The 25439-nt window shown below is 36.1% G+C and carries 18 protein-coding genes; 2 read left to right on the forward strand and 16 right to left on the reverse strand.

The genetic code is table 11. The annotated features are described in order from the left end of the window. Positions 1–36 precede the first annotated feature (36 nt). Together QBE53_11365 and QBE53_11370 are read right to left on the reverse strand one after the other, a co-directional pair. Positions 37–1419 (reverse strand): sugar ABC transporter substrate-binding protein, encoded by a 1383-nt coding sequence (locus tag QBE53_11365; GenBank protein WZL80402.1) that lies wholly within the window; start codon positions 1417–1419, stop codon positions 37–39. Positions 1420–1547: 128 nt separating this feature from the next. Further along, on the reverse strand, positions 1548–2429 hold the full coding sequence (locus QBE53_11370) for an AraC family transcriptional regulator (GenBank protein WZL80403.1): 882 nt from the start codon (positions 2427–2429) through the stop codon (positions 1548–1550). 159 nt (positions 2430–2588) lie between these two features. Here QBE53_11370 and QBE53_11375 point away from each other — a divergent pair, with 159 nt between their 5' ends. After that, complete coding sequence (locus QBE53_11375) at positions 2589–3038, forward strand: YhcH/YjgK/YiaL family protein (protein ID WZL80404.1); 450 nt, start codon at positions 2589–2591, stop codon at positions 3036–3038. Positions 3039–3128: 90 nt separating this feature from the next. On the opposite strand, the gene mglC is transcribed toward QBE53_11375, so the two are convergent. From mglC to QBE53_11425, 10 genes are all read right to left on the reverse strand, one after another. Next, the gene (mglC, locus tag QBE53_11380; GenBank protein ID WZL80405.1) at positions 3129–4223 is read right to left on the reverse strand and encodes a galactose/methyl galactoside ABC transporter permease MglC; all 1095 of its coding nucleotides are present in this window, start codon (positions 4221–4223) and stop codon (positions 3129–3131) included. Positions 4224–4238: 15 nt separating this feature from the next. Then, positions 4239–5741: an ATP-binding cassette domain-containing protein gene (locus QBE53_11385; GenBank protein ID WZL80406.1), complete on the reverse strand. Its 1503-nt coding sequence runs from the start codon at positions 5739–5741 to the stop codon at positions 4239–4241. A gap of 109 nt (positions 5742–5850) precedes the next feature. Next, entirely contained in the window at positions 5851–6939 is a 1089-nt protein-coding gene (gene mglB / locus QBE53_11390) for a galactose/glucose ABC transporter substrate-binding protein MglB (GenBank protein WZL80407.1), read from the reverse strand. 177 nt (positions 6940–7116) lie between these two features. After that, on the reverse strand, positions 7117–8121 hold the full coding sequence (locus QBE53_11395; GenBank protein ID WZL80408.1) for a galactose ABC transporter substrate-binding protein: 1005 nt from the start codon (positions 8119–8121) through the stop codon (positions 7117–7119). After that, positions 8118–9848 (reverse strand): sensor histidine kinase, encoded by a 1731-nt coding sequence (locus tag QBE53_11400; protein WZL80409.1) that lies wholly within the window; start codon positions 9846–9848, stop codon positions 8118–8120. The genes QBE53_11395 and QBE53_11400 overlap by 4 nt, the downstream gene beginning before the upstream one ends. Before the next feature lie 5 nt (positions 9849–9853). Next, complete coding sequence (locus QBE53_11405) at positions 9854–11407, reverse strand: response regulator (GenBank protein ID WZL80410.1); 1554 nt, start codon at positions 11405–11407, stop codon at positions 9854–9856. Positions 11408–11533: 126 nt separating this feature from the next. Further along, positions 11534–12637 carry an ABC transporter ATP-binding protein gene (locus QBE53_11410; GenBank protein ID WZL80411.1) on the reverse strand — a complete coding sequence of 368 codons (1104 nt, stop codon included), beginning with the start codon at positions 12635–12637 and terminating at the stop codon, positions 11534–11536. 2 nt (positions 12638–12639) lie between these two features. Further along, complete coding sequence (locus tag QBE53_11415) at positions 12640–14358, reverse strand: iron ABC transporter permease (protein WZL80412.1); 1719 nt, start codon at positions 14356–14358, stop codon at positions 12640–12642. Beyond that, entirely contained in the window at positions 14351–15445 is a 1095-nt protein-coding gene (locus tag QBE53_11420) for an ABC transporter ATP-binding protein (protein ID WZL80413.1), read from the reverse strand. Before QBE53_11420 ends, QBE53_11415 begins: the two co-directional genes overlap by 8 nt. A gap of 12 nt (positions 15446–15457) precedes the next feature. Continuing rightward, on the reverse strand, positions 15458–16561 hold the full coding sequence (locus QBE53_11425; GenBank protein WZL80414.1) for an ABC transporter substrate-binding protein: 1104 nt from the start codon (positions 16559–16561) through the stop codon (positions 15458–15460). A 203-nt stretch (positions 16562–16764) separates the two neighbouring features. Between QBE53_11425 and QBE53_11430 the strand changes: the two genes are divergently transcribed. Then, the gene (locus tag QBE53_11430; protein ID WZL80415.1) at positions 16765–18978 is read left to right on the forward strand and encodes an AraC family transcriptional regulator; all 2214 of its coding nucleotides are present in this window, start codon (positions 16765–16767) and stop codon (positions 18976–18978) included. On the opposite strand, the gene QBE53_11435 is transcribed toward QBE53_11430, so the two are convergent. Genes QBE53_11435 through QBE53_11450 form a run of 4 tightly spaced genes read right to left on the reverse strand, consistent with a single transcriptional unit; the run spans position 18973 to position 25424 of the window. Further along, positions 18973–19749, reverse strand: a complete 777-nt coding sequence (locus tag QBE53_11435) for an ATP-binding cassette domain-containing protein (protein ID WZL80416.1) — start codon at positions 19747–19749, stop codon at positions 18973–18975. The two genes, QBE53_11430 and QBE53_11435, sit on opposite strands and share 6 nt — an antisense overlap. Further along, positions 19742–20716 carry an ABC transporter ATP-binding protein gene (locus QBE53_11440; protein ID WZL80417.1) on the reverse strand — a complete coding sequence of 325 codons (975 nt, stop codon included), beginning with the start codon at positions 20714–20716 and terminating at the stop codon, positions 19742–19744. Before QBE53_11440 ends, QBE53_11435 begins: the two co-directional genes overlap by 8 nt. 14 nt (positions 20717–20730) lie before the next feature. Then, the gene (locus QBE53_11445) at positions 20731–22983 is read right to left on the reverse strand and encodes an ABC transporter permease (GenBank protein ID WZL80418.1); all 2253 of its coding nucleotides are present in this window, start codon (positions 22981–22983) and stop codon (positions 20731–20733) included. Further along, positions 22980–25424 (reverse strand): ABC transporter permease subunit, encoded by a 2445-nt coding sequence (locus QBE53_11450; protein ID WZL80419.1) that lies wholly within the window; start codon positions 25422–25424, stop codon positions 22980–22982. The genes QBE53_11445 and QBE53_11450 overlap by 4 nt, the downstream gene beginning before the upstream one ends. Positions 25425–25439: the final 15 nt, after the last annotated feature.

The raw sequence follows: 25439 nt of genomic DNA on the forward strand, positions 1-25439 counted from the left end.
TAGAAGGGATAGAATCCATCCCTTCTATAAAATAAATTATTGCATCATTTCAAATGATTCATTAAGTTCATCTTCCGCTTTTTGAGCCGCCGTCTCAACGTCTACTCCTCCAACTAAAATGGATTGAAACATATTTTCTATAATTGATTGTGAAGCCAGTAAGCCCGCTTCAACACTTGGTCCATGTTCAAAACCGATTGCTGTTCCTTTTCCAACAGCCTCACTAATAACATCAACTTCATCTGCAAATTGTTGTATTGTCTCATTTTCCATATATTTTTCACTGTCTTTAATTCCCGCAATAGCAGGTAACATTCCAACAGGAACAGATTCTAAGAATTCAATATAAATATCTTCATTATAAATATACTCAATAAATGCTTTTGCAATTTCAGGATACTCTGTATTTTTCCACAAAACAATTGGAATATTTGATGTTTCAATTCCATACTCTGGATCATTTGCATTTATTTTTGGAATCGGAGCACATGAAATATCATCTAATAAATCTGGTGAGTTATTAGCTATACCTCCAACGTGAAATCCACTGTTGAAATCAAATGCCATTTTACCCTGATAAAATAAATTTGCTTGATCTAAAACTTTATAGTTAACTGAATCTTTTGGTGATGTTTCATTATAGAGTTTTGCCCAATACTTTATCCCGTCTATAGCTAAATCACTGGTTAAATTTGCTTTTAAATCTTCTGTTAATAAACTACCGCCACCACTACGTACATAAAAATTCAAAAAACGCGTTCCCATCAAGTCACCGGATCCAGTAGGAACTGAAATACCATAAACATCATCTGTTGTTAATTTTACAGCCGCTTCATAAAATTCATCCCATGTTGTCGGAACCTCTATCCCTGCTTCATCTAATAAATCTTTTCTATACCACATTACCTGTGCATGTGAATATAATGGAACCGAATAATTATTCCCATCTAAAGTTCCTTCACCAAGTGTCGCTTCTGCAAATTTATTTCTACCTATAGCATCGACGACATCATTTAAAGGCATTAAAGCTTCTGCATCAATCATTTCTACTACATGTCCAGGAAGCGCTGTACTTATATCCGGAATATTTCCAGAAGCAAGTCCAGTTGTCCACTTAGTATAAAAATCCCCCCAAGAATAAGTTTCAATAATAATATTGACTTTTGGGTTCTGTTGCATAAATTCATCCGCCGCTTTTTGTATAACGTCTAGTCTTTGCCCCTGTGTAAACGAGTGCCAAAAAGTAATCTCTCCTTCAAGCTCTTGAATCTCTTCACTACCTGTATTTTCTGTTTGTGCGGTCTCTGTGTTTTCGGAACTATCTTGACTCTGCGTCTCTGGTTCTTCGTTCAAACTACATCCCATTAATGTTATCCCCATCATAACAACAATTAGTACACTGCTTAAGAACTTTTTCATAACACATTTCCTCCTAATTTTGATATGGCATTTTTTGCTTCCCATACACGTATTATAAGATGATTTTTTATGCATTTATACATAAATTCCAACTAATAGTAGCATATTACGACCATTAATCAGTCATTTCATCTAAATTCATGTGCTGTAAATCTATACTGTCTCGGGGTCATCCCAAATGCTTTTTTAAAGAGACGTATAAAATAATTAGCATCTTCAAATCCAACTTCATAGGCAATATCATTTATATTATCATCAGTCACTAAGAGAAGGCGTGCCGCTGTTGTCAAACGAATCTCTTTAATAAATTGTATGGGTGACTTTCCTGTCTGTTTTTTAAAGAGCCGACGAAAGGTAGTTTCCGCTAGTCCAGACATGATACTTAGCTGGTTAGATGTATATTTTTCTGTCGGATGGGACACGATATAATCAATAACCACCCGAATCCTAGGATCTTCCATTAGATCTTGAGTCTTTGCTCGTCGTCGAATCTCTTCTAAAGAAAACACATTTTTTTCATAGGTACGAATATTACGTTCAACTTCCGGCTTTTGACGAGATGTTTTTTCAATAATGCTTGCAATAATTAATTCTAAGTTTCCATGCATTCTTAACATTCTTGACATATCCTGTTTTTGTATACTTTCATAGGTTTCATAAAAGTAGTGTTTTAACTGCTGATCTCCCTCAATAATTTTAGGAATCCCATAATATTGAGTTAAAAAATCTGCACCTTCAAAAAAAACAGATGTAGAAAAACGTATACTAATAAATGTAAAATTATCTTCAAGCGCCTTGCAGGACATAAGGCTTCGTTCCGGTATATAGGCAATTTGTCCCTTTTTTATAATGTACTTTTCGCCTGCAATATCAAACTCACCACTTCCTTCTACAATATATCTCAACAAACTATATGGAATCACACTTTCTTGATACACCCAAGTTCGTCCAAATCGATATTTATCAACATACAAAAAATTAAATTTTACTGAATCTTCAAATGCACCCATTTTTTTACCTCCAATCAATTATATGAACATATTTTACGCGAAAACTTACTGATTCACAATAAAAAAAGTCGTATTATGCTATTATCGGTCTTTTATCACATTTAATAGTTGCATAGCATTTTATATAATGAGGCTATTAATTTTTGGAGGTCATCATATATGCTATACGATTCAATCTATACTACGAATTATTCCACTAGTTTGGAAAAGATAAGTCAAGTCCTTAAATATTTGTACACATTATCAACCAACGACCTACCCCTAAATCCTATTGTATTAATCGATAACGAAGTTTATGGGAATATCGTGGAACTTGAAACAAGACCTGAAAATCAATGTATATTTGAAGCACATGAAACCCATATTGATATTCACTATATTCTAGAAGGTATCGAGGGGATTGCCCTTGCTCATAAAGAAAAACTTCAAAGACGCACAGCATATGATTGTAAAAAAGACATCGCCTTTTTTGATGGTTCTGAGGATGAAACCCTATTTCTTGGTCCTGGTGACTTTATAGTATGTTGGCCAAATGATGCCCATAAAGTTGGTATTATGGATCAAACCCCTTCTTTCGTCAAAAAAATCGTCTTTAAAATCAAACTATAACACTTATGTTTACATCAAGAATATGCAAAAAAAATCGCCCGATTAGTCGGGCGATTTTTATAAATCATACACTTAATTTCTATAAGATGATCAAGTTTTCTTAAGGTATTTTCGTGTATCAAGGGCTACCGCAAAGACAATGATAAAACCTTTGATAATGTTTTGGTATTCGAAGGAAATATTGGCAAAAATCATTCCATAACTCATAACGGTAAACAGTAATACCCCGGCAATGGCTCCAGATACTTTACCGACACCACCACTAAAAGAAATCCCACCAACAACACAGGCCGCGATTGCATCAAGCTCATAGTTAAACCCTGAACTGTTATTGGCACTACCGATTCGACCGGCTTCTAAGAAACCACCTAATCCATAGAGCGCACCGGCTAACATATACACAAGTACAAATGTCTTAACAACGTTAACACCAGACACAGCCGCAGCTTCCGGATTACCACCGACTGCAAACATATTCTTACCAAAAACGGTTTTGTTCCATAAAACCCATACAATCACACTGACAATAATCGCATAGATGACCAACCATGGAATATAAAATCCTCCGGTAAATTCGATGGGACCAAGGGATGTAATACGTCCTTGTACAAAGCCTGAATACGCTTTATCCAAACCTCCAATCGGTTGTCCACCTTGTTCTGGCGAGTTATAGTAAAGTGTTAATACTCCATATAGGAAAACGCTCATTCCTAAGGTAACAATAAATGGATGCACCTTAAATATCGCAGCAACTAAACCGTTGATAATACTAAACACAGCACACACAGCCATTGCAATCAAAAGTGGAATGGCAAGACGCACGACAACATGCGTATTCGTTAACCAAAGCTCTGGATAAAATCTTGATGCATAATTTGTTGCTTGTAAGAGAGAAGCCGAGATAACCATGGCAAAACCAACAGAGCGTCCAAGGGACAAGTCGGTACCTTGAAGGATAATAATCCCTCCAACCCCAAAGGCTAAAATAAGCTTAACTGATGATTGACTTAATACATTAATTAATGTACTGATAGATAAGAAATTGGGTTCACGAACAATAACAATGGCAATCAGAACGGTCATTACCAAGTATATTGCATTGTTAATCAAGAAGTTCAACCAATCGCGACCACTCATTTTTTTAAATCGTTCAATTCTGGTATTTACTCTTTTTGTAAAATTCATATCATAACCACCCTACTATAAAAATTTTGCTGATAGCTTCAACAAATCATTTTGAGCCGCTTCTTTTGTATCCACAATGCCTGCCACATACCCTCGACTCATAATCATGATTCGATTAGTTACACCAAGAAGTTCTGGCATCTCTGAAGATACCATGATAATTGACTTCCCTTTATTGGCTAACTCAATCATCAAATTGTAAATATCATACTTCGCTCCAACATCAATACCTCGTGTTGGTTCGTCCAGTAGCAAAATATCCGGTTCTGTAACCAACCATCTTCCGATAATAACCTTCTGTTGATTTCCTCCGCTAAGTTCACGAATCAACGATTCTTGACTAAAGGTTTTAATGCTCATATTTTTAATCTGTTCATCTGTATCTTTGAACATTTTCTTTTCGCTAAGTAAGCCAAATTTTCCAACATAGCTTCGAATATGGGCGCTACAGGTATTAAAGCGAATATTGGCTATATCAAAGATACCCGTTGCTCGGCGTTCTTCGGTAACCAGGGCTAACTTGCTTTCAATAGTCTTATGCGGGCTTGAATTGTTTAAGGGTTTTCCGTCAACAAAGATTTCTCCACTTTCAATCGTTCGCAGACCAAAAATAGCTTCCAACAATTCGGTACGCCTTGCGCCAACTAGACCATAGATTCCAAGTATCTCACCTTTTCGAAGTTCAAAACTGGCATCATAGACCTTGGGCTCATACCTCGTTTTTAATTTCTTAACCTCCATCTTCACTTCTCCGGGTACATTTGTAACCGGTGGAAAACGGTGGCTGAGGTCGCGACCGACCATCATGTTTATTATCTTATCCATATCCAATTCTTCAATATTTTTGGTTCCAATATATTGACCATCTCGTAATACAGTAACTTCATCAGATATAGCAAATATCTCATCCATTTTGTGTGAAATATAGATGATTCCACATCCTTGTTCTTTAAGTGTTGCAATAATTTCAAATAACTTGTTAACTTCTTGTTCTGTGAGTGAGCTGGTAGGTTCGTCTAATACAATAACGTTCGCATCATAGCTTATGGCTTTGACAATCTCAACCATCTGACGCTTGGATACGGACAGTTCACTGAGCCTTGTATCCGGGTCAATATCATTAATTTTGATTCGATCAAAAAGGGCTTTGGTATCTTCATACATTTTTTTCTCATCAATAAACCCTCTTTTGGTTGGATATCTTCCCAGCCAAATATTTTCACTAACTGTTCGTGCAATAACTTGGTTGAGCTCTTGATGTACCATCGAAACACCATTTTCCAATGCGTGTTTTGGATCAGTAAAATCCACTTGGTTTCCTTTTAGATAAAAAGTACCTTCATCCTGCTTATATATTCCGAACAGGCATTTCATTAACGTTGATTTTCCTGCACCATTCTCACCCATTAATGAATGTACAGTCCCGGGTTTAACCTCAAGACATATTTTATCTAATACTTTTACACCCGAAAAAGATTTAGATACATTTTCAATTGATAATATACTTTGCTTGTCCATTTTTTCACCTAACCTTAGACTATATTGTTACAGACTATGCATCTTTTTTACAAAATGCTACCAATGCCTTATCGGCATTGGCGCATATATTTACACTTCGTATAATTATTTATTGAAAGTCTTGATAATTATCTTTTGTTACTGCAACATAAGGAACACGAACCGCTTTGACTTCATCAAGTGTCCACTCTGTATCTGCAATAGGATCCTTACCGTTTGCAATATTTGCCGCTAAATCGATAACAGCTTTTGCTTGGTTATTACCATCATTAAGAACAGTACCATTCATTTCATCATCTGCAACGTGGTTAAGTGCTTGCGCAAGCGCATCAACACCATATACAGGAATCTCTACCCCTTGTTCTTTCATGGCATTAATCGCACCAAATGCCATTCCATCGTTGTTACAGATAACTAATTCAATGCTATCGCCATAAGATGCTAACCATGTTGTCATCTTGTCATAACCACCATCCGTTGACCACTTTGGATCTGGTTGCATTGCAAGTTCTTCTACCGCAATCCCTGCTTCATCAAATGCTTTTACAGAATATTCTGTTCTTGCTTCAGCATCTGGATGTCCTGGTTCTCCTTTTAGTAAAACGTATTGAACCGTTCCATCACCATTTTTATCCCACTCTGGGTTTGCTTGCCAGTCCGAAACCATCATTTCACCTTGAATAATTCCGGCGTCTTTTGAAGCTGTTCCTACATACCATACTTTGTCATATGTATCCATAATGCCTTCTTCTGTTGCTTCTTTGTTAAAAAGAATCAAAGGAATATCCGCATCTTTTGCTTTTTGAATAATTGTTCCTGCAGATGCCGGATCCACTAAGTTAATTGCCAAAATATCTACGCCTTGACCGATGAAGATATCTACCTGGTCATTTAATTTATTTTGTTGATTCTCTGAGTCAACAATATTAATGGTAATGCCTGCTGCGCCTGCGTGCTCTTTTAATGCTGGCGATACAACACCATTCATAAAGTTATCAGCAAAGTTATAAATATTCGCTCCAATAGTTATTTCTTTCATTTCAGAGCTGTCTTGCTCAGTCTCATCACTTCCTGAAGCCTCTTGATTGGTTGACGTATCGTCATTTGTCGTTGTGTCATCAGCTGCTTCATCACTTGAACATGCTGCTAAAGATAAAACCATCACTAATACAAGAATCATACTTAATAATTTTCTCATTTTCTCTTCCTTCCCCGTGTATTATATACACTTATATGATATTTTGTTATTTTGCACAATTTTTTGTGCTATCTACTACGTTTTTTAGTATATCATATGGGTTTTTTAAGAAAATGTGAATTTTCACAGTCCTTTTTGTGTTTTCTTACACAGTTTGGTTTTTTTGCATATATTTATTCAATCAAACACAAAGTTTTTATACGGAATCCATATATACTTATCGTCTTCAAGATTATAATTCAGTTTTTTATCAGGATTTTCAATAATATATTCTGTGAGTTCCAAGATTGCATTAGCCATATTATTCCCGTCATTAAGAATCGTTCCATACATATAGCCATTTTTGATAAAGTCAATCGCTTCACTTAATCCATCAATTCCGACAATGACAAAAGGGACTTCGATAACCGTCCCGCGCATCTGCTGTCCAAAGTATCCATTATCCATTAAGTATTTTGTCGCTCCGATAGCCATGGCATCGTTATTTGAAATAAGTAATTCAATGGCGTCTCCATATTGAAGCATGATTTCTTCCATGTCCCGGTAGGCCTCATTTTCATTCCAATTTGCCACTTGGGTCATTAATACTTCGACTTGATATCCCTCACGTTCAAGTGCATCAATAACGACTGTCGTTCGCTCTTCCGCATCCTGATGTCCCTGCTCTCCCTTGAAGATAACACATTGAATAATATTATCCCCATTGGTATCATACGCATTAAGATTCTCTGTCGAGCCCCCAAATGCTTCAGCAATCATTTCCGCCTGCATGGCACCTGATTCTGTCGCATTGGCTCCGACATAATAGACATCATCCATGGCATCAAGGTCTTCTTTTAAGGGCTCTCGGTTAAAAAAGATAATAGGCACATCTTCCTGGATGGATTTTTCCACAAAAATATATGAACTTAAACGTTCAACCGGATTGATGATTAAAAGGTCTATCCCTTCATCATATAGTTGTTCTGCGATTTCATTTTGTACAATTTGCGATTTTTTACTATCATAAATTCGGATGTTTATTTCATCGTTTTGATATTCTTGTAAATATTGTCCCACAGAATAAATAAACGGATCACTATTATCATAAAGTAATACGGCAACTTCTGTCTCGCCTTTTTCACATCCAACAAGGGTTATGCTACATACGAATAGAGCTACAACTAACATGATTTTTTTCATTCTTGTTCCTCCAACTTTGCCTTTGCAATGATAATGCTTATGGTTGTACTTTCATCCAATTCACTTTCAATATGTATGCGTGCTTGATCACCATAAAAAAGTTTGATGCGCTGATATACATTTTTCATCCCAATACTGCCTTTAGCATTTCCCTCTTCCATTCCTTTATAGATTTCTTGAATTTTAGACGCACTGATGCCATATCCATTGTTCGTTACACTAAGAAATACATTTTCATTTTGTTCATAAATATTGACATGGATATAGCCATCGTCCTCATCTTTGTCAATACCATGATAGATTGCATTTTCTACCAGGGGCTGGAGTAATAGTTTCATAATCTTTAATTTTTCAAGTTGTGCTTCACAAGTAATAGTATATTCAAATATATCATTATAACGCATCGTCTGGATGAGCATATAACTTTCAATATGCTTTAATTCTTCCGATATGGGAATAAACTGTTTTCCCTTAGAAAGGCTCACTCTAAAATATGTCGATAGCGCATTCACTGTACTAACTAGGTCATCATTGCGCTTTTTTTCTGCCAACCAAATAATACAATCCAACGTATTGTATAGAAAGTGCGGATTGATTTGATTTTGTAAAACGCTGATTTCTGTATGGCGCTTTCCTTCTTGCTCTTTGACCACTTCATCCATGAGGCGTTGAATTTCATCAATCATATCATTAAACCCCTGACTGACAATCTTGACTTCTTTTTGTCCTTCAATAGCAACTTTGGTCGTGTAATTCCCATGTTGAAAATCGATAATCGCATTGTCCAGCTTTGTAAGTGGATCTGTTATTTTTCTAGCGACAAAAGAAGCGATTAAAATTGTACTAATAATAGCAACAATCCCCAGTCCAACCACCATCAAAAGCGCTTGATTCATTCCATCATTAACTGAATCAATGTTTTGAAATGTTGCGATTCTCCACCTTGTTGAACTAATGGTATTAATGTTCATCGCCATACTTGTCCCATTAATCGTCGCCGTAGCACGTCCAAATATTTTTTCTTTTATCAACGTATAACTTTTACTTTTTGTATTATGGTTTTGCCTGTCTGAAGAATAGATGAGATTATCATTATCATCAACGATAAGTATATGCCCGGTCTCGCCTAGATTCGTAATCTTTGATAAGGAGTCCAGACTTTCAAAGTTCATATCAATAAGCAATACACCATTTTTCGTCATACCTTCATCTACATATTTAATTTCTTTTGACGCAGTAATTACCTCATCGCTTTGTATTTCAAAAATATCCTGTTCATGAGGTGCACTAAAATGAATAATATCATCTTCGTAAATAGCATTTCGAAACCAGTTTTTAACAGCAATTTTTTTACTATCTTTTCCAATGGTCTGGGTTGAGACAATAACTTCACCGGAATTATCAAATAATGCGATAGCTTCTATATCCGGCTCAATTTCCTCTAAGTTTAGAAAAAACTCGCGTAATGTAGTATATTCATTCTTAGCGTCGATCATAATTACACGTTTTTGTATGCGGGTCATAATATCTTTAACCCCGTTGGTATAATTTTCATAATTGAGAACAATTTGCTTATTAATTTCACTGGCTTGATCATAAACTAATGCTTTGGTCTTTGATGTAATGATATTAAAGATAATAAATACAGACAAACACACCGCTATGACTAATATGATCGATATGGTTGTAATGATTGTTGTACGTATGGAAAATTCTTTAATTTTCATATGTATTATACCTCTTGAGATTTTCTATATCTTCGGGGGGTGCTTCCTGTCACCCGCTTAAAACTATGGCTAAAATAATACACATCTTTATACCCACATTGTTCTGCAATCATTACCATTTTATCTTCTGTTGTGGCTAATAGATGCTTTGCATGGTCAATACGTTTACTGACAAGGTATTTATTAAAGGTAGTGTCTGTTTCTTTTTTAAACAATGTGCTTAAGTATGAGACGCTAATATGAAACTTTTCACAAACCAAGTCCATACTCATCTGTGGATTATTAAATTCATTTTCAATATAATCAAGGATATTGGTCAAAATCTCGTTGGATTTAGTTGTCTTACGTGAGATGACATCACACTTGATTTGGGCGGTTAGTTGAACAATCAACTTCATAAAACCATCAATATTGCGATCATCAATATAGGTTTTGATACGATTTATATCCAAGGCTTCACTAATGTTTACTTCAACCGCATTTGCATATTCCAATAATAGTCCACTTAGGGTCATAACGATCCCAAAAATATCATAACGGCTATCCTCATTTATTTTTTTTGCACACTGTTTTGTATACTCTACAAACAGTTTTTCATCCATATACCGCATATTTTTTTTAAATTCAATAACATCTTCTAAATCCAAAAAAAGTTTTTCCGAAGATTTTTCCAGCTTTTCATAATAATTTATGGGAATTCTATCTGTAATCTCACTCTCTTCCAGCGCTCTTTTTGACTGTTTATATAAAGCTGAGAGACTTTTAAATGGGGCTTTGGCACTAACTGCAATGGCTATCTCTACGTTCAAATACTTTCGCAGGTAATTATATATTTTGTATAATAAGCTATCGAGTTCCTTCTCAAATGCCTCCCCTTTTACTTCTATGATACTGATGATTTTTTTGCCAAAAACAAAATGATAGGTTGTAAACACCTCGGATATTAAATCATACGTTAATAAAGAACACTGATTTTTTTTCTTCTCTATTGCCACAATATCCCCATCGCTATTTTTAATTTCGCTAGAGACCAAGACAAACTCACTCGATACGTTAATGCCTAATTCTTCGAGTGAATAGTGCTCTATATGGCTTAAATCTTCTTCCGTAAGTAATAGTTTAAGCACACGCGCACGAATTTGTGTCAGTTCAATTTCTTCTTTTCGTTTGACTTGTGCCTTTTCTTCATCTAGTTTTTCTTTTATTTTTGCTAAAAATGTCTGAATGTTTTCTGTTGAAATCGGCTTAGATAAATAAGCGGCAACATCAAGATTAATCGCTTCTTTAAGATAGCTATAATCATCGTAACCAGATATGATTGCAACTTTTACCGTCGGATACCTTTCTTTTATACTTCGTGTTAGTTCAATACCATCGACGTAAGGCATTTTAATATCTGTAATAATCACATCAGGTGTCATCTCATCTAATAAATCCAACGCGTCATAGCCATTGGATGCTGTCCCAATTATTTCAAAAGCCTCAACTTCTTCAATTTTTGATCCGATGCGTCCACGCACTTCATCTTCATCATCAACTAAAATCACTGTATATGCCATATCTTACCCCACTTTATTTTTTTACACTATACATAATTATACTTGGAAGTTTGTCTGCTGTCCAACCCTCTATAAATATCAAAAAGACCAACATCATCGGATGTTGATCTTTTTTTGAGCTTAGCACTATATTAATTGTCGTTTCATACGTTCTTTTTCAGCCTCACCTCCATCATCTTCATACCACATTGGATTGTGTATATCAACATAGCATGGTTCACCTTCTTTAAACTCATTGTGGTGCGGAGTTTCTATTTGCAATATTTGCTCTCCGACTTTCACCATATATCGGGTACAGTCTGTCATAAAAATTCTTTTTTCGATTTTGCTTTTGAATCCTGTGGTTCGATTCAAAGATATTTCATTCGGTCTCGTGGCAAGAATCATTTTATCATTGGCCTTATCAGGTAACGCCATCGGGATTGCTTGTCGATGATCTCCTGCCGGATAAATTTTGCCATCTTTTAGCTCTACATTAATAAATGTGGATTGCCCTAAAAAACTATGTACAAACCGGTTTTTTGGATTGTTATATAGATTTTCCGGTTTTCCGACTTGCATAATCTTACCCATGTCCATAACCATCATCCGATCAGATAATGCCATCGCTTCAGATTGATCATGGGTTACAAAAATGATGGTAAAATTAAACTTTTTCTGTAGTTCCTTAATCTCAAACCGCATTGATTCACGTAATTTGGGGTCTAAGTTTGAGAGAGGTTCATCTAAAAGCATGACTTTTGGGTTGGTCACAATCGCTCTGGCTAAAGCAATCCGTTGTTGTTGTCCTCCAGATAAATCGGAAGGATACACACGTTCCATTCCTGAAAGCTTTGTATGCTTTAAAGCTTTGGAAACCCGTTCCTTAATTTCACTTTTATTCACCTTTTGTACTTTTAGAGGAAATGCCACATTGTCATATATGTTCATGTGCGGCCATACAGCAAATGCTTGAAATACCATTCCCAAACCTCTATCTTCTGGTGGAACGTATATTTTTTTCCGGTCATTGGACACTGTTTTTCCACAAAGTTCTATCTCACCTTCAGATAAGTCTTCAAATCCGGCAATCATCCGCAAAGTTGTTGTTTTTCCACAACCTGATGGACCTAAGAAGGAAAAACATTCTCCTTCTTCAATTTCTAAGTTAAAGTTATCTACTGCTGTAATGGTTCCTAAGGTTTTTGTCGTAAAATGTTTTGTCACATTTTTTAGCACTATTTGGCTCATGCTTATACCCCTTTCCTATCTTTTGTCACCTGAGTCACGACCACATTACATATAATGATAATAAATATTGCAATCGAAGCTAATGCAGACGCTTGAGGTATCAATCCACTTTCTCGAAGTGAATAAATCGCAACACCTAATGTTCGGGTATAGGGTCCATAAAGTAACAAGGATGTTGTCAATTCTCGTATTGCCGGTAAGAAAATCAAGAAGAACCCTGACACCATTGCTGGTCGAATCAAAGGCAAGGTAATATCGCGCAAGGATTCCAAATGGGTCGCTCCACATGACCGCGATGCCTCTTCTAACGATGAATGTACTTGACGAAGAGCTGCTGACGCACTTTTCATGGAGAAGGATAAGTATCTGGCAATATAAGCAATCAAAATAATCCAAATCGTGTTATACAAGTTAACTTTTAATGCTCCAGACCATGCTAGAATAACTCCGATGGCAAGCACGATTCCAGGAATTGAATACGGTAAAACTGAAATCACTTCTAGTACTTCTTTTCCTTTTGGCTTAATCTTATTAATAACATAGGCAATCATAACTCCTAAGAACATCGTTACAATTCCGGCTGTCACCGATAGGAACAAGGAGTTTTTGATGGAATCTGTCACCATCTTGTTATCAACCAGTACATTGGTATAGTTTCTAAATGTAAAGTTCTCTGGTGTTAATGGTAATCCATATGCCTTTAACATACCGACAAGGAAAATCATAACCAACGGTACCACTACAATAAATATTAAGGTAATAATTGACAAAATCAGTAGAGGATATTTTGCCTTTCTTAATTTAATCAATGTTGGACGCATACTCTTACCTTTGATAATGTCATAACTTCCCGAACGAAGTACAAGTTTTTGTGCAATTAAAGCAATAGCTACAACACCAATTAATAGTATGGATAGAGCTGTCGCTTCTCGAACCCCTTGAAAGTCTCCGGCCGCGCGGCTAATCAAATCATAGATTTTTGTTGGCAAGGTAAAGATATTATTTGTAAAACCTAAAATCTGCGGCACACCAAAGTGGGCTAAGGAGCAGATAAGAATCAGCAACGCTCCTGCAGATATTGCCGGTCTGACCAAAGGCAGCGTGATTTTACGAATAACGTAACCTTGCTTTGCTCCCGCAATTCTTGCCGACTCTTCTAACGTCGGGTCCATGCGCTCAAGAGCAGATACAACTTGCATAAAAACAAATGGAAAATAATACGATACTTCTACAAAAATAATTCCCCACAAGGAGTTCATATTAAATGGTGCACTAGATAGATTAAACGTACTCATCAGCCATGTATTTACATATCCTCCACGACCTGATAACATCAAATCCCATGCCATCGCACCAAAAAATGGTGGAAACATATAGGGGATGGTAAAGAGGCCTCGCATCAATCCTTTTAAGGGAACATCTGATCTTCCCAAAAGCCATGCATAAAAGATCCCCATAATTGTCCCAAGAAGGGTTACCCAGAATCCAATTTGTATCGTATTCCACATCGCTCCTATGTTCTCTTCACGTCCAATAACTCGAATAAACATTGCTAAGTCAAGTTTTCCATCAAGAAATAAGGCATTTGCAAAAATCATTGATACCGGTATAACAACAATAATCACAAGGAGTAGTGCACTTACTATGGTCAGTACTCGATCCAAGCTAAACCTTTTTCCATCGATTCTAGCTAAATCCGAGCCAACTTTTCTTTTACTCATGATCATCAGCTCCTCTCTCACTTGCATCGTAGTAGCTTGGCGCTACAAATTCCAGCCCGACAACCTCTCCATCTAGATAAACTCGTGATTGTTTGACTTCTAATGTACTGCGCTGAACACGCAACTTTTGATCTCCAAATTGTACAAAATAGTTATAATGATTTCCTAAGAAAGTCGCATTGACAATGGTTCCTTTAAAGGGTGAATCATCATTAAACTTGATATTCATCGGACGAATTCCCATAACATTTTTCACGCCCGCAACAAAACCTTTGGGTGCTTTTTTGTCATATTTTAGACCATCATGGCATAAAAAATAAACCCCATCGTTTTTTTCAACCATTGGTATAAAATTACTGACCCCAATAAAGGAGTAGACAAATTTATTAACCGGTTGTTTAATGATCTCTTCATCAATTCCAATCTGACAAATTTTTCCTTCATAATCCATGATAGCTATTTTATCGCAGACCTGCAAAGCGGCTTCTTGATCATGGGTTATATATATAATCGTCGTCCCGATTTCTTTTTGAATCATCTGTATTTCCACAAGCATCTCTTCACGTAATTTTGCATCCAAGTTTGTTATAGGCTCATCTAATATAATCACATCATCTGATGATACTATGGCGCGGGCAATAGCAACACGCTGCTGTTGCCCACCTGAAAGCTGAGCTGGCAAGTGTTTTTCATAGCTACTCATTCTTACTTGCGCTAAGGCATTTTTTGCTCGTTGATATGCTTCTTTTTTAGGTACCTTTTTTTTCTTTAGCGGATACATAATGTTTTCAAGTACAGTAAGATGCGGCCATACGGCATAATCTTGAAAAACCACGCCCACTCTTCTTCGCTCAGGAGACATGTTGATTCGCTTTTTTGTGCTAAACACGCAGGTGTCACCAATATAAATTTCACCCTGTTCAGGCTTGATGAATCCACTAAGCAGTCGAATAAGCGTTGTTTTCCCACAACCTGAGGGACCTACAATACCCATAATTTGACCTTCTTCTACCGTGAGAGAAAAATTATTAAGTATCACATGTTCTCCATAGCGAAAGGTTATATTTTCAAATCGAATGTCTGCCATAATATCTCCTTCCTATTTAAAAATCTTGTCGAACTGTTCTAGAATATTTTTGCTTTTTTCTGCTAATTCTTTGTCATCAACGGGTAAGCTTGCTTCTTCGATTTCCGGAATTGTCATTCCTTCACCTGAACTCATATCACTACGAACCGAATTCAAATTATTGTCCAGTAGGATTTGTTGCCCTTCTGTTGATAAAATATAATCATAAAGTAACTTTCCGTTGGCTTCATTTGCAGCACCTTCAATTAAAGCTATAGGACTTGTTATGGAGATAAGATTTTCTTCCGGATATTTAAATCCAATCGTCGCACCATCTTTAGCCAAGTTTTTTGACACATAGTCAAGACATAGCCCTACTTTATAAGCACCCGCTGCGATTTTATTATGGGTTGCTGTTGTTCCACTCTCAAGCTCAGCACCATGTTCTTTTAACTTCTCAAAAAATTCAAATCCATAATCTTCATGATTTAATAAAGCACTAATCGCATAAAAAGATGTTCCTGATGATCCTGGGTCTGTAATGATGATTTGATCTTTCCACTCAGGTTTTAACAAATCATCCCATGTCTTTGGTGCTTCTTCCGGTGTAACAAGATTCGTATTATATCCAAAACCTGCTACCACAAGTCGAGCCCCTGTGTAATATCCTTCAGGATCTTTAAATTTTGCTCCGATATTTTCAGCTTCTGGAGATTCATATTGGGCTAAGATGCCTTTTTCTTTAAAAGAAATATAGTTTCCCGGATCTCCTACCCAAATAACGTCAGCAGCTACTTGACCGGATTGATTTTCCGTAGCTATCTTAGTTACCACTTTTCCTGTACCTGCAAAATAATAATCCATCTTAATATTAGGATACTTTGCTGTAAAACCATCTTTTAAAGCTTTAAGTTGCGCCTCTTGCATGGACGAATACAACATGACTTCACCTGATGGTCCATTATCGCTTTCTGTTGCTTCGCTCGAATCTGTACTTGCATCATTACTTTGTGTTGTATCCGTTCCTCCCCCTGCTTCATCCCCTGTTTCATTTCCATCGTCTTTACTGCAACCACTAAAAAGCATTACTACGAAAAGACATAAAATTAATACTGTTGCTACACTTCTTTTCTTCATTTTTAATACCTCCATATGTGCTCGTATTTTGCTTACGCTTAAAATCATAGACTGATTTTCATGATATTTATAGTTCAATTTGGTTGTTTTGGATATTTTTATCATTTTATATATTATCATTTTTAGGAAAATGTACTATAATCATATTATGAACTCCTGTATATAGCAAGCGTGTTCAGAATAAAAAGAAAGGTAGTTCAACTATGAAAACAGTCATAAAAAATCGTATGCGATTAAATTCTATAGGTTATTCTTTGTCCACATGGTTAAGGAATATTTTTATCTTGGTCGTTGGATTATTATTAATCGTTATTCTTTTATCCAAAAATTATGAACAAGCCACCATCAATCTTGTCAGTTCTCTTAATGAAGAGTTTTCAATACATGCTGACCAAATGTCAAAGCAAATTCAAGACTCTGTTATCAATTCTGCCATGCAAATTTATTATTCGCCTGCGGTCACTCGCCTGCGTACTTCTGAAAATGTTAGTAACTTTGAAAAAATCCTTGGGATTCGTTCTATGAATGCAGGGATGGTGAGCAATGATCTTATCCATTCCGTCTATGTCTATAATGAAAGTAAAGATTATATCTATACAACTTATGAATCCGGTTCTTTTTATCGGCATGAGTTTTTTGATCACTCCGGTGTCCAACTACTCACTTCACCAACAGACTATCCTAAGCTGACACCTATCCCCAGAGATCTTCTATGGGGTGATGAACGTGAGACCGATCAGGTATACTCTTTTTTAGTCCATGATCCCTCCACCAATCAAGTCGGCAACTCTATGTTGATGAATATATATGCTGAAGCATATAACAATATATTTTTTAGCCCTACAACAAAAGAAGAGGAATACATGCTTATCTTAAATTCCGATGAAGAAATCATCGCCTCCTCCACGTCCTATACAGAAGCCTTGCAAAAAATCGACACCCAAGTATTGACAAATAATTTAGACAATACCTCTACGAATGGATATTTTTATAGTCAACAACGTGGAGAAAAGACAATCTATTTCTATACCTATATGCCCGAATCAACCTGGTACTTTGTAAAGGTCATTCCTTATCAACAATGTATGGTCGGGTTAAACAATATGCTCTATCACGCTATTATTATTGCGCTGATTCTCTTAGCATGCGGAATACTCATTGCCTATATATCTATGCGTCGATTTTATGACCCACTAAAAAAAATCATGTCTTCCTTGTCTTTAGCTGACGAGACAAATATTGATATCTCAACGGATATAATGGGTGACTTTGACCACTTTATTGCCACACAAAAACAAGCCAATGCCGGATATCAGTCCCTCTTAAAAACTGAGGTCTTAAAGCATATGTTGCTCTCGACAAGCTCTGTTGAGCACCATCTAATGAATAAATTTTCTCAATATAATATTAACTTTATTCATGGTCGCAACTATTATATGATTTTATTTGAAGCTCCTTCTGATTTTACTTGCTCAATGAGCGCTTTTTGTGACGATCATTGGGAATTAATAAAAATAGCCGAAAACTCTCTTCTTATTTTACAACCGCATGCGGATGTAACCATCGAATCCGTATGTCATTATTTACTTGAACAAGGAATTGCACTCTGTCTGTATAGCCAAAAAACACAAGATATTTTGACTTTGAAAAAAAGTTATATCCGCTTGCGCGAATTAAAGCAACTCCATGTGTTTTATCCTGATATGCATATGATGAGTGAAACTTGGTTACTGCACAAAAAAAGCGATAATCTACATCAGGATGAACTGGAAACAGAACTTATCACCTCCATAAAATCATTGGATGCCGATAAAGCCATTAACATTTATTTCCAATTAATCAACCAATGTAAAAACTATCGCTTTTCATTGATTCTCTTTAATCTAAAGAGTCTATATTTAACTTTAAATTCCTACTATATCTCTTTGCTTTCAGATACATCCACAACGCCTATAACACCAGACATGGATACCTTTGAAAAAAAGATTCTTCATGCTAGATCACAAACAGATATTGATTGCCTATTTATCGCCTTTATTGAGCAACTTATTGAATTAAAATTTCAAATCACTGAGAAGCAACGAATTCAAGTCAGTCAAAAAGTTAAAGCATATATTGAGTCAAACTATACCGATTATAATCTCACCCTTTCACTCATCGCCTCAACTTTTGACATTCCTTCCAATAAATTAAGCAAAGCATTTAAATATGTGGAAGGCGTTACTATCAATGATTACATCAATACATTGCGTATTGAACGTTCCAAAGAACTACTATCGACAACGCCTTGTACTATCAAAGAAATCACTAAACAAATCGGGATTGAAAACACACAGTATTTCTACACATTGTTCAAGAACAATACGGGTTTAACCCCTTCTTCCTACCGTCAAGTGTCAAGACTTGAAAGCTTATAGCATTGCTTCAAGTAATTTTTTTGTATATGCATGTTCAGGATTTTGAAGCACTTTATCTGTTGCCCCGAATTCAACAAATTCCCCTTGATACATGACGGCGATTTTATCGCACATATGTGCCACCACTTTTAAGTCATGGGAAATAAAGATGTAGGATAACTTTAATTCATCTTTTAACTGCGATAGAAGATTAAGAATCTGTCCCTGGACAGACACATCTAAAGCTGAAACCGGCTCATCACATACAATAATTTTTGCTCGGGTTGCTATTGCCCGAGCAATGATTACCCGCTGATTTTGTCCACCACTTAATTGGTTTGGAAATTTATCTTTTTCGCTATGTTTTAACCCAACAAGAGCAAGTAATCGCTCTACTTCACTATGCATCTTTTCTTCTTCTACAATCTTATGAATACGAAGAGGTTCCAATAGCAATTCTTCAACGGTCATTTTAGGGTCTAAAACTGCATTGGTATATTGAAAAATAATTTGAATATCCTTACGATATTCGCGCATATCTCGTTCACGAATATTCGTAATATCCTCACCAAAAAGATATATTTTTCCATGGCTGGGTTCCAGGAGTTTTAGAAGCAAATTAGCAACGGTACTCTTTCCACATCCACTTTCCCCAATTAGTCCTATAGATTCTTCATTATTTAACTCAAAACTCACTTGATTAACCGCATGAATGATTTCTTTTTTCTTAAAAATACTGGATTGAATAACATAATGCTTAGAAAGATTTTCTACTTTTAAAATACTACTCAACTCGATCCCCCCTTTCATATAATCGGCACCGAACACTTCTTCCATCTATGTCAAGCATTCTCGGGATATCCTTTGTACAGCTTGTCATTCTTTTTTCACATCTTGAATAAAAAGGGCATTGGTCGCTAAATTCTTTGGGCGCTAAAGGTGCTCCGTCAAGAGAGTAAACCGTCGCATCTCCAAAATCCAAAGAGTTTACACATTGAATTAATGCATCTGTATACGGATGCATCGGGTTTTGAAACACCTGTTCTAAGGGTCCCGCCTCCACTATTAATCCTCCATACATTATATGAATACGTTCACACAAATATTTAGCCACATCAAAATCATGTGTAATCAAGATAATCGACATCCCATATTTTTTATTAACTTTTCTTAACAAATCCAAAATTCTTTTTCTAAGCGATGCATCGATTGAGCTTGTCGGCTCATCTGCAATCAAAATATCAGGTCTTGCTAATATGCAAAGGGCAATCATGACCCGTTGATTTTGTCCACCGCTAAGTTGAAATGGATACATATTATACACTGTATCCGGTGTATCGATTCCCACCTCTTTTAACGCCTCGCAAATCCGTTGATAGCTTCTTGGTTGTCCTTGGGCCTTTAGCATCCCTTCAAGTTGCTTTCCAATACGTTTATAAGGGTTTAAAGCTTGAGATGGGTTTTGAAAAATATATGCAATACGTTTTCCACGAATAGGTCGGAGCTGCTTTCCATTAAGCCCCACCAAATCCTGCTCTTGAAAAAGAACATGTCCTGCATCAATCGTACTGATCGATTCATCATGTAACTTCAAAAATGAACTAACGGTCACCGATTTTCCACTTCCTGACTCACCTACAATACCTATGATTTCTCCTTGATATATATGTAAGTCGACACCACGAACCACTTGGAGTTTTCCCTGTTCTTGGTAAAATGAAACTTTTAAGTCGGTAACATCCAAAAGTTTTTCCCGCATCAAATCTCTCCTTATTAATAGTTATTTTTATTAATGACTTCAACAATAATCTCGCCTAATTCATCTAGCGTTCTATCGCCAGACGTCTTTGTCCCAATAATAATAGTCGCTATTCCTCGGTTCCAAAACATTGAATTTGCCGCTTGTGTATTTGTATAATAATGTTCAATCCCAATTTTATTTGATTTTAGCGGTACATGGTCAATATGTTTTTTATCGAAATCCTCTTCAAAAAGATGCCCCATGCTCCAAGCAAACTGCCGTGTTACAGGTGCCTGTTCCAAGCTAAGTTCTAACGTTGCATATTCTGGCTCTGTGATTCTTGTCAGATCAATGTATGCCTTCACTTTTTGAGGACTGTATGGAAAGTTATCTGTCATTGCATATATTCCATGGTATTTATCGCTAATTGTTCCATCCAAAAACATAAAAACAAATGAACGTCTACTCTTTTCCAGCCCACACAGTTGCTCCATAAGTTCCAGATTAAACTGTAGAACTTCCTTGCCTTCATTGTTTATATAATTGTAGTTCAATCCGATGACAATAACTTCATCCTTAAGATAAGGATCCTTTCCTTCATAAAAACCAAATACATCTACACCTTGCGAATCAATCTTCTTCGTATGTGCTGCTAATGTAATAACGGCCTTAGGATTTTGTATCATGGTTTCATATAACTGTCTAGAAATCACTGCAACATACCCATTGTGACGTTTATTCACAAGTGTTTCTTCAAACTTTACCTTATGGGTATCTACAAGTAAAAAGCCTTTAATTGGAACCTCTTGTCCAATGGTCTCCATAAAATAATTCATCGATGCAGTATTGTAGTAAGCCGTGTCTATTACAATGAACTTATCCTTAACCACATAATAATCATCAATATTATATAAATCTTGTCTGGAAGCGTCATACACTTCCCCTTGCACCATCTCTTGATCAAATGATAACACTGAAAAATCTGTTCCTGCCATAAACTCTGTTCTTTTAGTACCTATGTCCATGGACATGCTTTGGGATAACCGATGGTAGACTTCTTGGGTCTCATATACTCTTTGATAACTGTTGTCTTTAAGGGGAACTATACCCAACTCTTGCATTTTATTTTCAATATGCTTTACTGTTGCTTGTGCTTCTGGGGTCCCCATAACCACTTGCTCATAATCTTTAACATGCTGACGGTGATAGTCAAATGAAGATTCTTGGGCATATGTAGAAAAAATAACACCTGCTAATATGAGTACAACCGCTATCATCATTTTATATGCTTTCATCCCAAGCTTTGGCCTTTTTTTGATTTTTTGCAAATCCCAACTTAAGATTTTTCTAATCGTCGGGGTAAAACGGGAATCTCTTTTTTGTACAATCTCTCGAAGCCCTTCTCCAAATAAGTTAAATCCCAACACACTAATAAAAAAAGCAAGGGCCGGAAAAAAAACTGTCCAAGGGGCAACCGTTAACATATTTCTTGACGTACTTAACATGCTTGCCCACTCTGGTTCAAAGCTTACATTATAATATGAATATTGTCCCATACTTGAGTCTTTGATAATCTTAAGATTACCTATAAATACACTAAAAACACCTAGCTGCATCATCATCGACAAGTTTCTGGCAATTTCCATAAAAAACAATATAATAATCTCAGGAATCAGGTGTGGCAGGACATTTTCAGTCGCAATTTTACGACGAGGTTTGCCAATAGCAATCTCTCCACGAATAAATGGTTGTTGATTAATAGCTTCTACCCGTTCCATCAACAATTTTCCAAGCTTTGGCCATCCAACAAATGTAATAACTAAAACAAAGGCCAACATAGAGTAACCCTTACTAAGACTCACAAAAAAATCTAATTGTAAAATGATAATACTGATTAATAACGCAGGTATCGCCGAAAAAATAATGTTACCTTGTAAAATCATCGATTTAAAACTCTTATGGCCAAAACCTCCCATAATCGCCATAGGGATTGCAATAAAAAACTGTCCTAAAGACATGAAAATCCCAAGTAAAATCGTTAACTTCGTTCCATAAACAATATAGCTAAAGATATCTCTTCCAAGATCATCACTCCCAAAAATATAATCTTTTGAAGGCGGATAAGGTGCTGATTCTACCATGAGTTGATTATCTTGAGTTGAAAATCGCATATGTTGAAGCGTATACGGACTTTTGGATGCAATTTTATCCGGAAAAACCATAAGAATAAGAATACCTACAAGTATAATACCACCCAACAGTAATGGCCAATTTATTCTTTTCATTTTCTCCCCTCCCTTTTCAATGGATTAATGACTTTGGTCAACAAACCAATACCATAGACAAAACAACTATAGATAAGCCCAAGTGTAAGCGCCATTGGAACGAAGCGATAGACGTCATTACGCTTATATAGGTAGAGTAAATAATATACAATACCATTATAGTTAAACAGGTATTCCACAATAATCATATTGGAGAGGAGCATCGTCATAATTGTCGGCAAGGAATCTACAACTTTAAATATAACTGCAGGCAGCATTTCCGTCATATAGATTTTTATTTTCGAATATCCTAATGCTTTGGCGGCACGAACATATTCCTTATCCAGTTCATCAAGTATCGTTAAAAAAGTAATCCGCGATATATATACCGTAGGAATAATGGATAATGTAATCAATGGAAATATAAAATCTTTGAGGGGCAGACTTGTTGTCAACCCTTTAAAGTTTTTCGCAATATAGGTATACGTAATGACACCTAACAATACGATTAACACATCGGGAATTGAGAAGAAAACTAATGTTCCTAGGGATCTAATTCCCCCTTTTTTTGTTCGATATCCTTCATACATTCCTCGAAATATTCCAATAAATACGGAAAGCCCCAGTGAAGCACTAATGAGTTTAATGCTCAATACACTTGAGGTATATATGACATCAAACACATTGCCTACGGTATAACTTTGATGAACATCAAAATCAAACATTGTACGCAGATATACGATGCTTTGTTTAAACGTTAAGTATAGCGAAAAATTACTTACCCACTCATGATTAATCACTTTAATATCTGTGTTTTGATGAATGTTGACTAAGAACGTCAGCATAAAACTAACTAAAAAGACAGGTATGATAATGGCAAGTATTTTTCTTAAAAGTACAAAAAGCAACCGGTAATAGTGGGTTTCAATAGGCTGTCCCAAAATATTCTTAGACGGATAGCGTTTATACAAAAATTCAAGTCCCATATTAAAGAAAAGAATGCTTATTATAACCCAAAAAACGACCCATTCCGAATGAGATACATAGTCTATTGGGTTGTATTTGTAAATATCATGTTGAATATAATTAATGACCATTGTCATCGCACTCGATAATGTTTTTGGATTTATTTTTTCTATTGTATCTTCATATGTATTGGGCTGCTTGCTTGCGTCATGAACCATAATTGCAGGAACACCTTCATTGACAAACACGCCTGGAATAGTGCCGTTATAATTTCCCTGATTGACAAAGATATTAGCATCTGCTGCATAATTATACATTTTATCTTTTAGCATTTTGCTGACAATATTTTCCGAAAAAATTGTCAAGCCATCAATAGACTCTTGCCCAATAGCATCTAGATGAATTACTGTGGTCTTATCCAAGGGATAGATCGGATGTTCAATATAATATTTTGCACCTGCATTTTGTTGCAGTGATCCGTTAAATCCAATAAAGACAATAGTTTTATATGGCAAACTCTCTTGCATCGACAGTACCCGAGCAATCTCTAGCATGCCAGCCGCACCGGATATATGGTTATTAGCCCCTGGGAAATATTGTCCCTCTACACCTGTCCCTAATCCATCTACCGTCGCCGTGAGCAATAAAATACGGTCCGTTTTTTTATTGCCTTCAAGCACACCAACAATATTTGCTGTCTCAACGATTGGATAATCAATTTGAATCTGTATTTTTACATCATTAATAATACTTGGGTTCGATTTATCTTTAGATAATTCGCCTCCGACAAGGTTTACAAGTTCTTGATAGCGCTCCAGAGATATATAGCCGACAAAAATAGTCTCCCCTGTCTTTCCTTCAATACCAATGCTTTTTTGACGTTCATATTGATGATTACCGCCATACGCTGCCGTTTCCGAACAGCAAATAATACCTTGCCCTTCGTTTTTCTTTACATAATCAATCCATTTAGGGTTGATTACATCCGCTTCAATAACAACCACACGGTCTTTTATGAGTGCTGGATCGACACGCAGCAAGTTGGTCCCTACCATAAGCAATTCTCCATCAAAATCAACACTACCTCCATCAAAAGAAGGTAGTGCGACATAGTCTTGATACATTATTAACTCTTGATATGTGTTTTTATCTTGGTTGGGAATAGTAAATATCGGGGTTGTATCAATATCTGGAACAATCATAGAAAAGGATTGGAAATAAGAACCTCCCTTTGCGCCTCCATTGATTCCATATGCTTGAAACTGATTTTTAATATAATTAAGCGCTCTTTCATTTTCTGTTGTGCCAGCCAAGCGCCCTTGATAGGTGTCTAACGTCAATTCTTCGATATGTTGTTGGGCGTTACTGGCATCTAAGCTTGTTGCATCAAATGTTTTTTGCATGACACTTTTAAATACAAGGATGCTAACTAATGCTATAAATATAATAATGCTTATTGATTTCGTGTATTTTTTCTTGTGACGAATCTTAGTCATTTTACCGCTCCCACG

The organism is Vallitaleaceae bacterium 9-2, from assembly GCA_038396585.1.
Lineage (GTDB): Bacteria > Bacillota > Clostridia > Lachnospirales > Vallitaleaceae > UBA1351.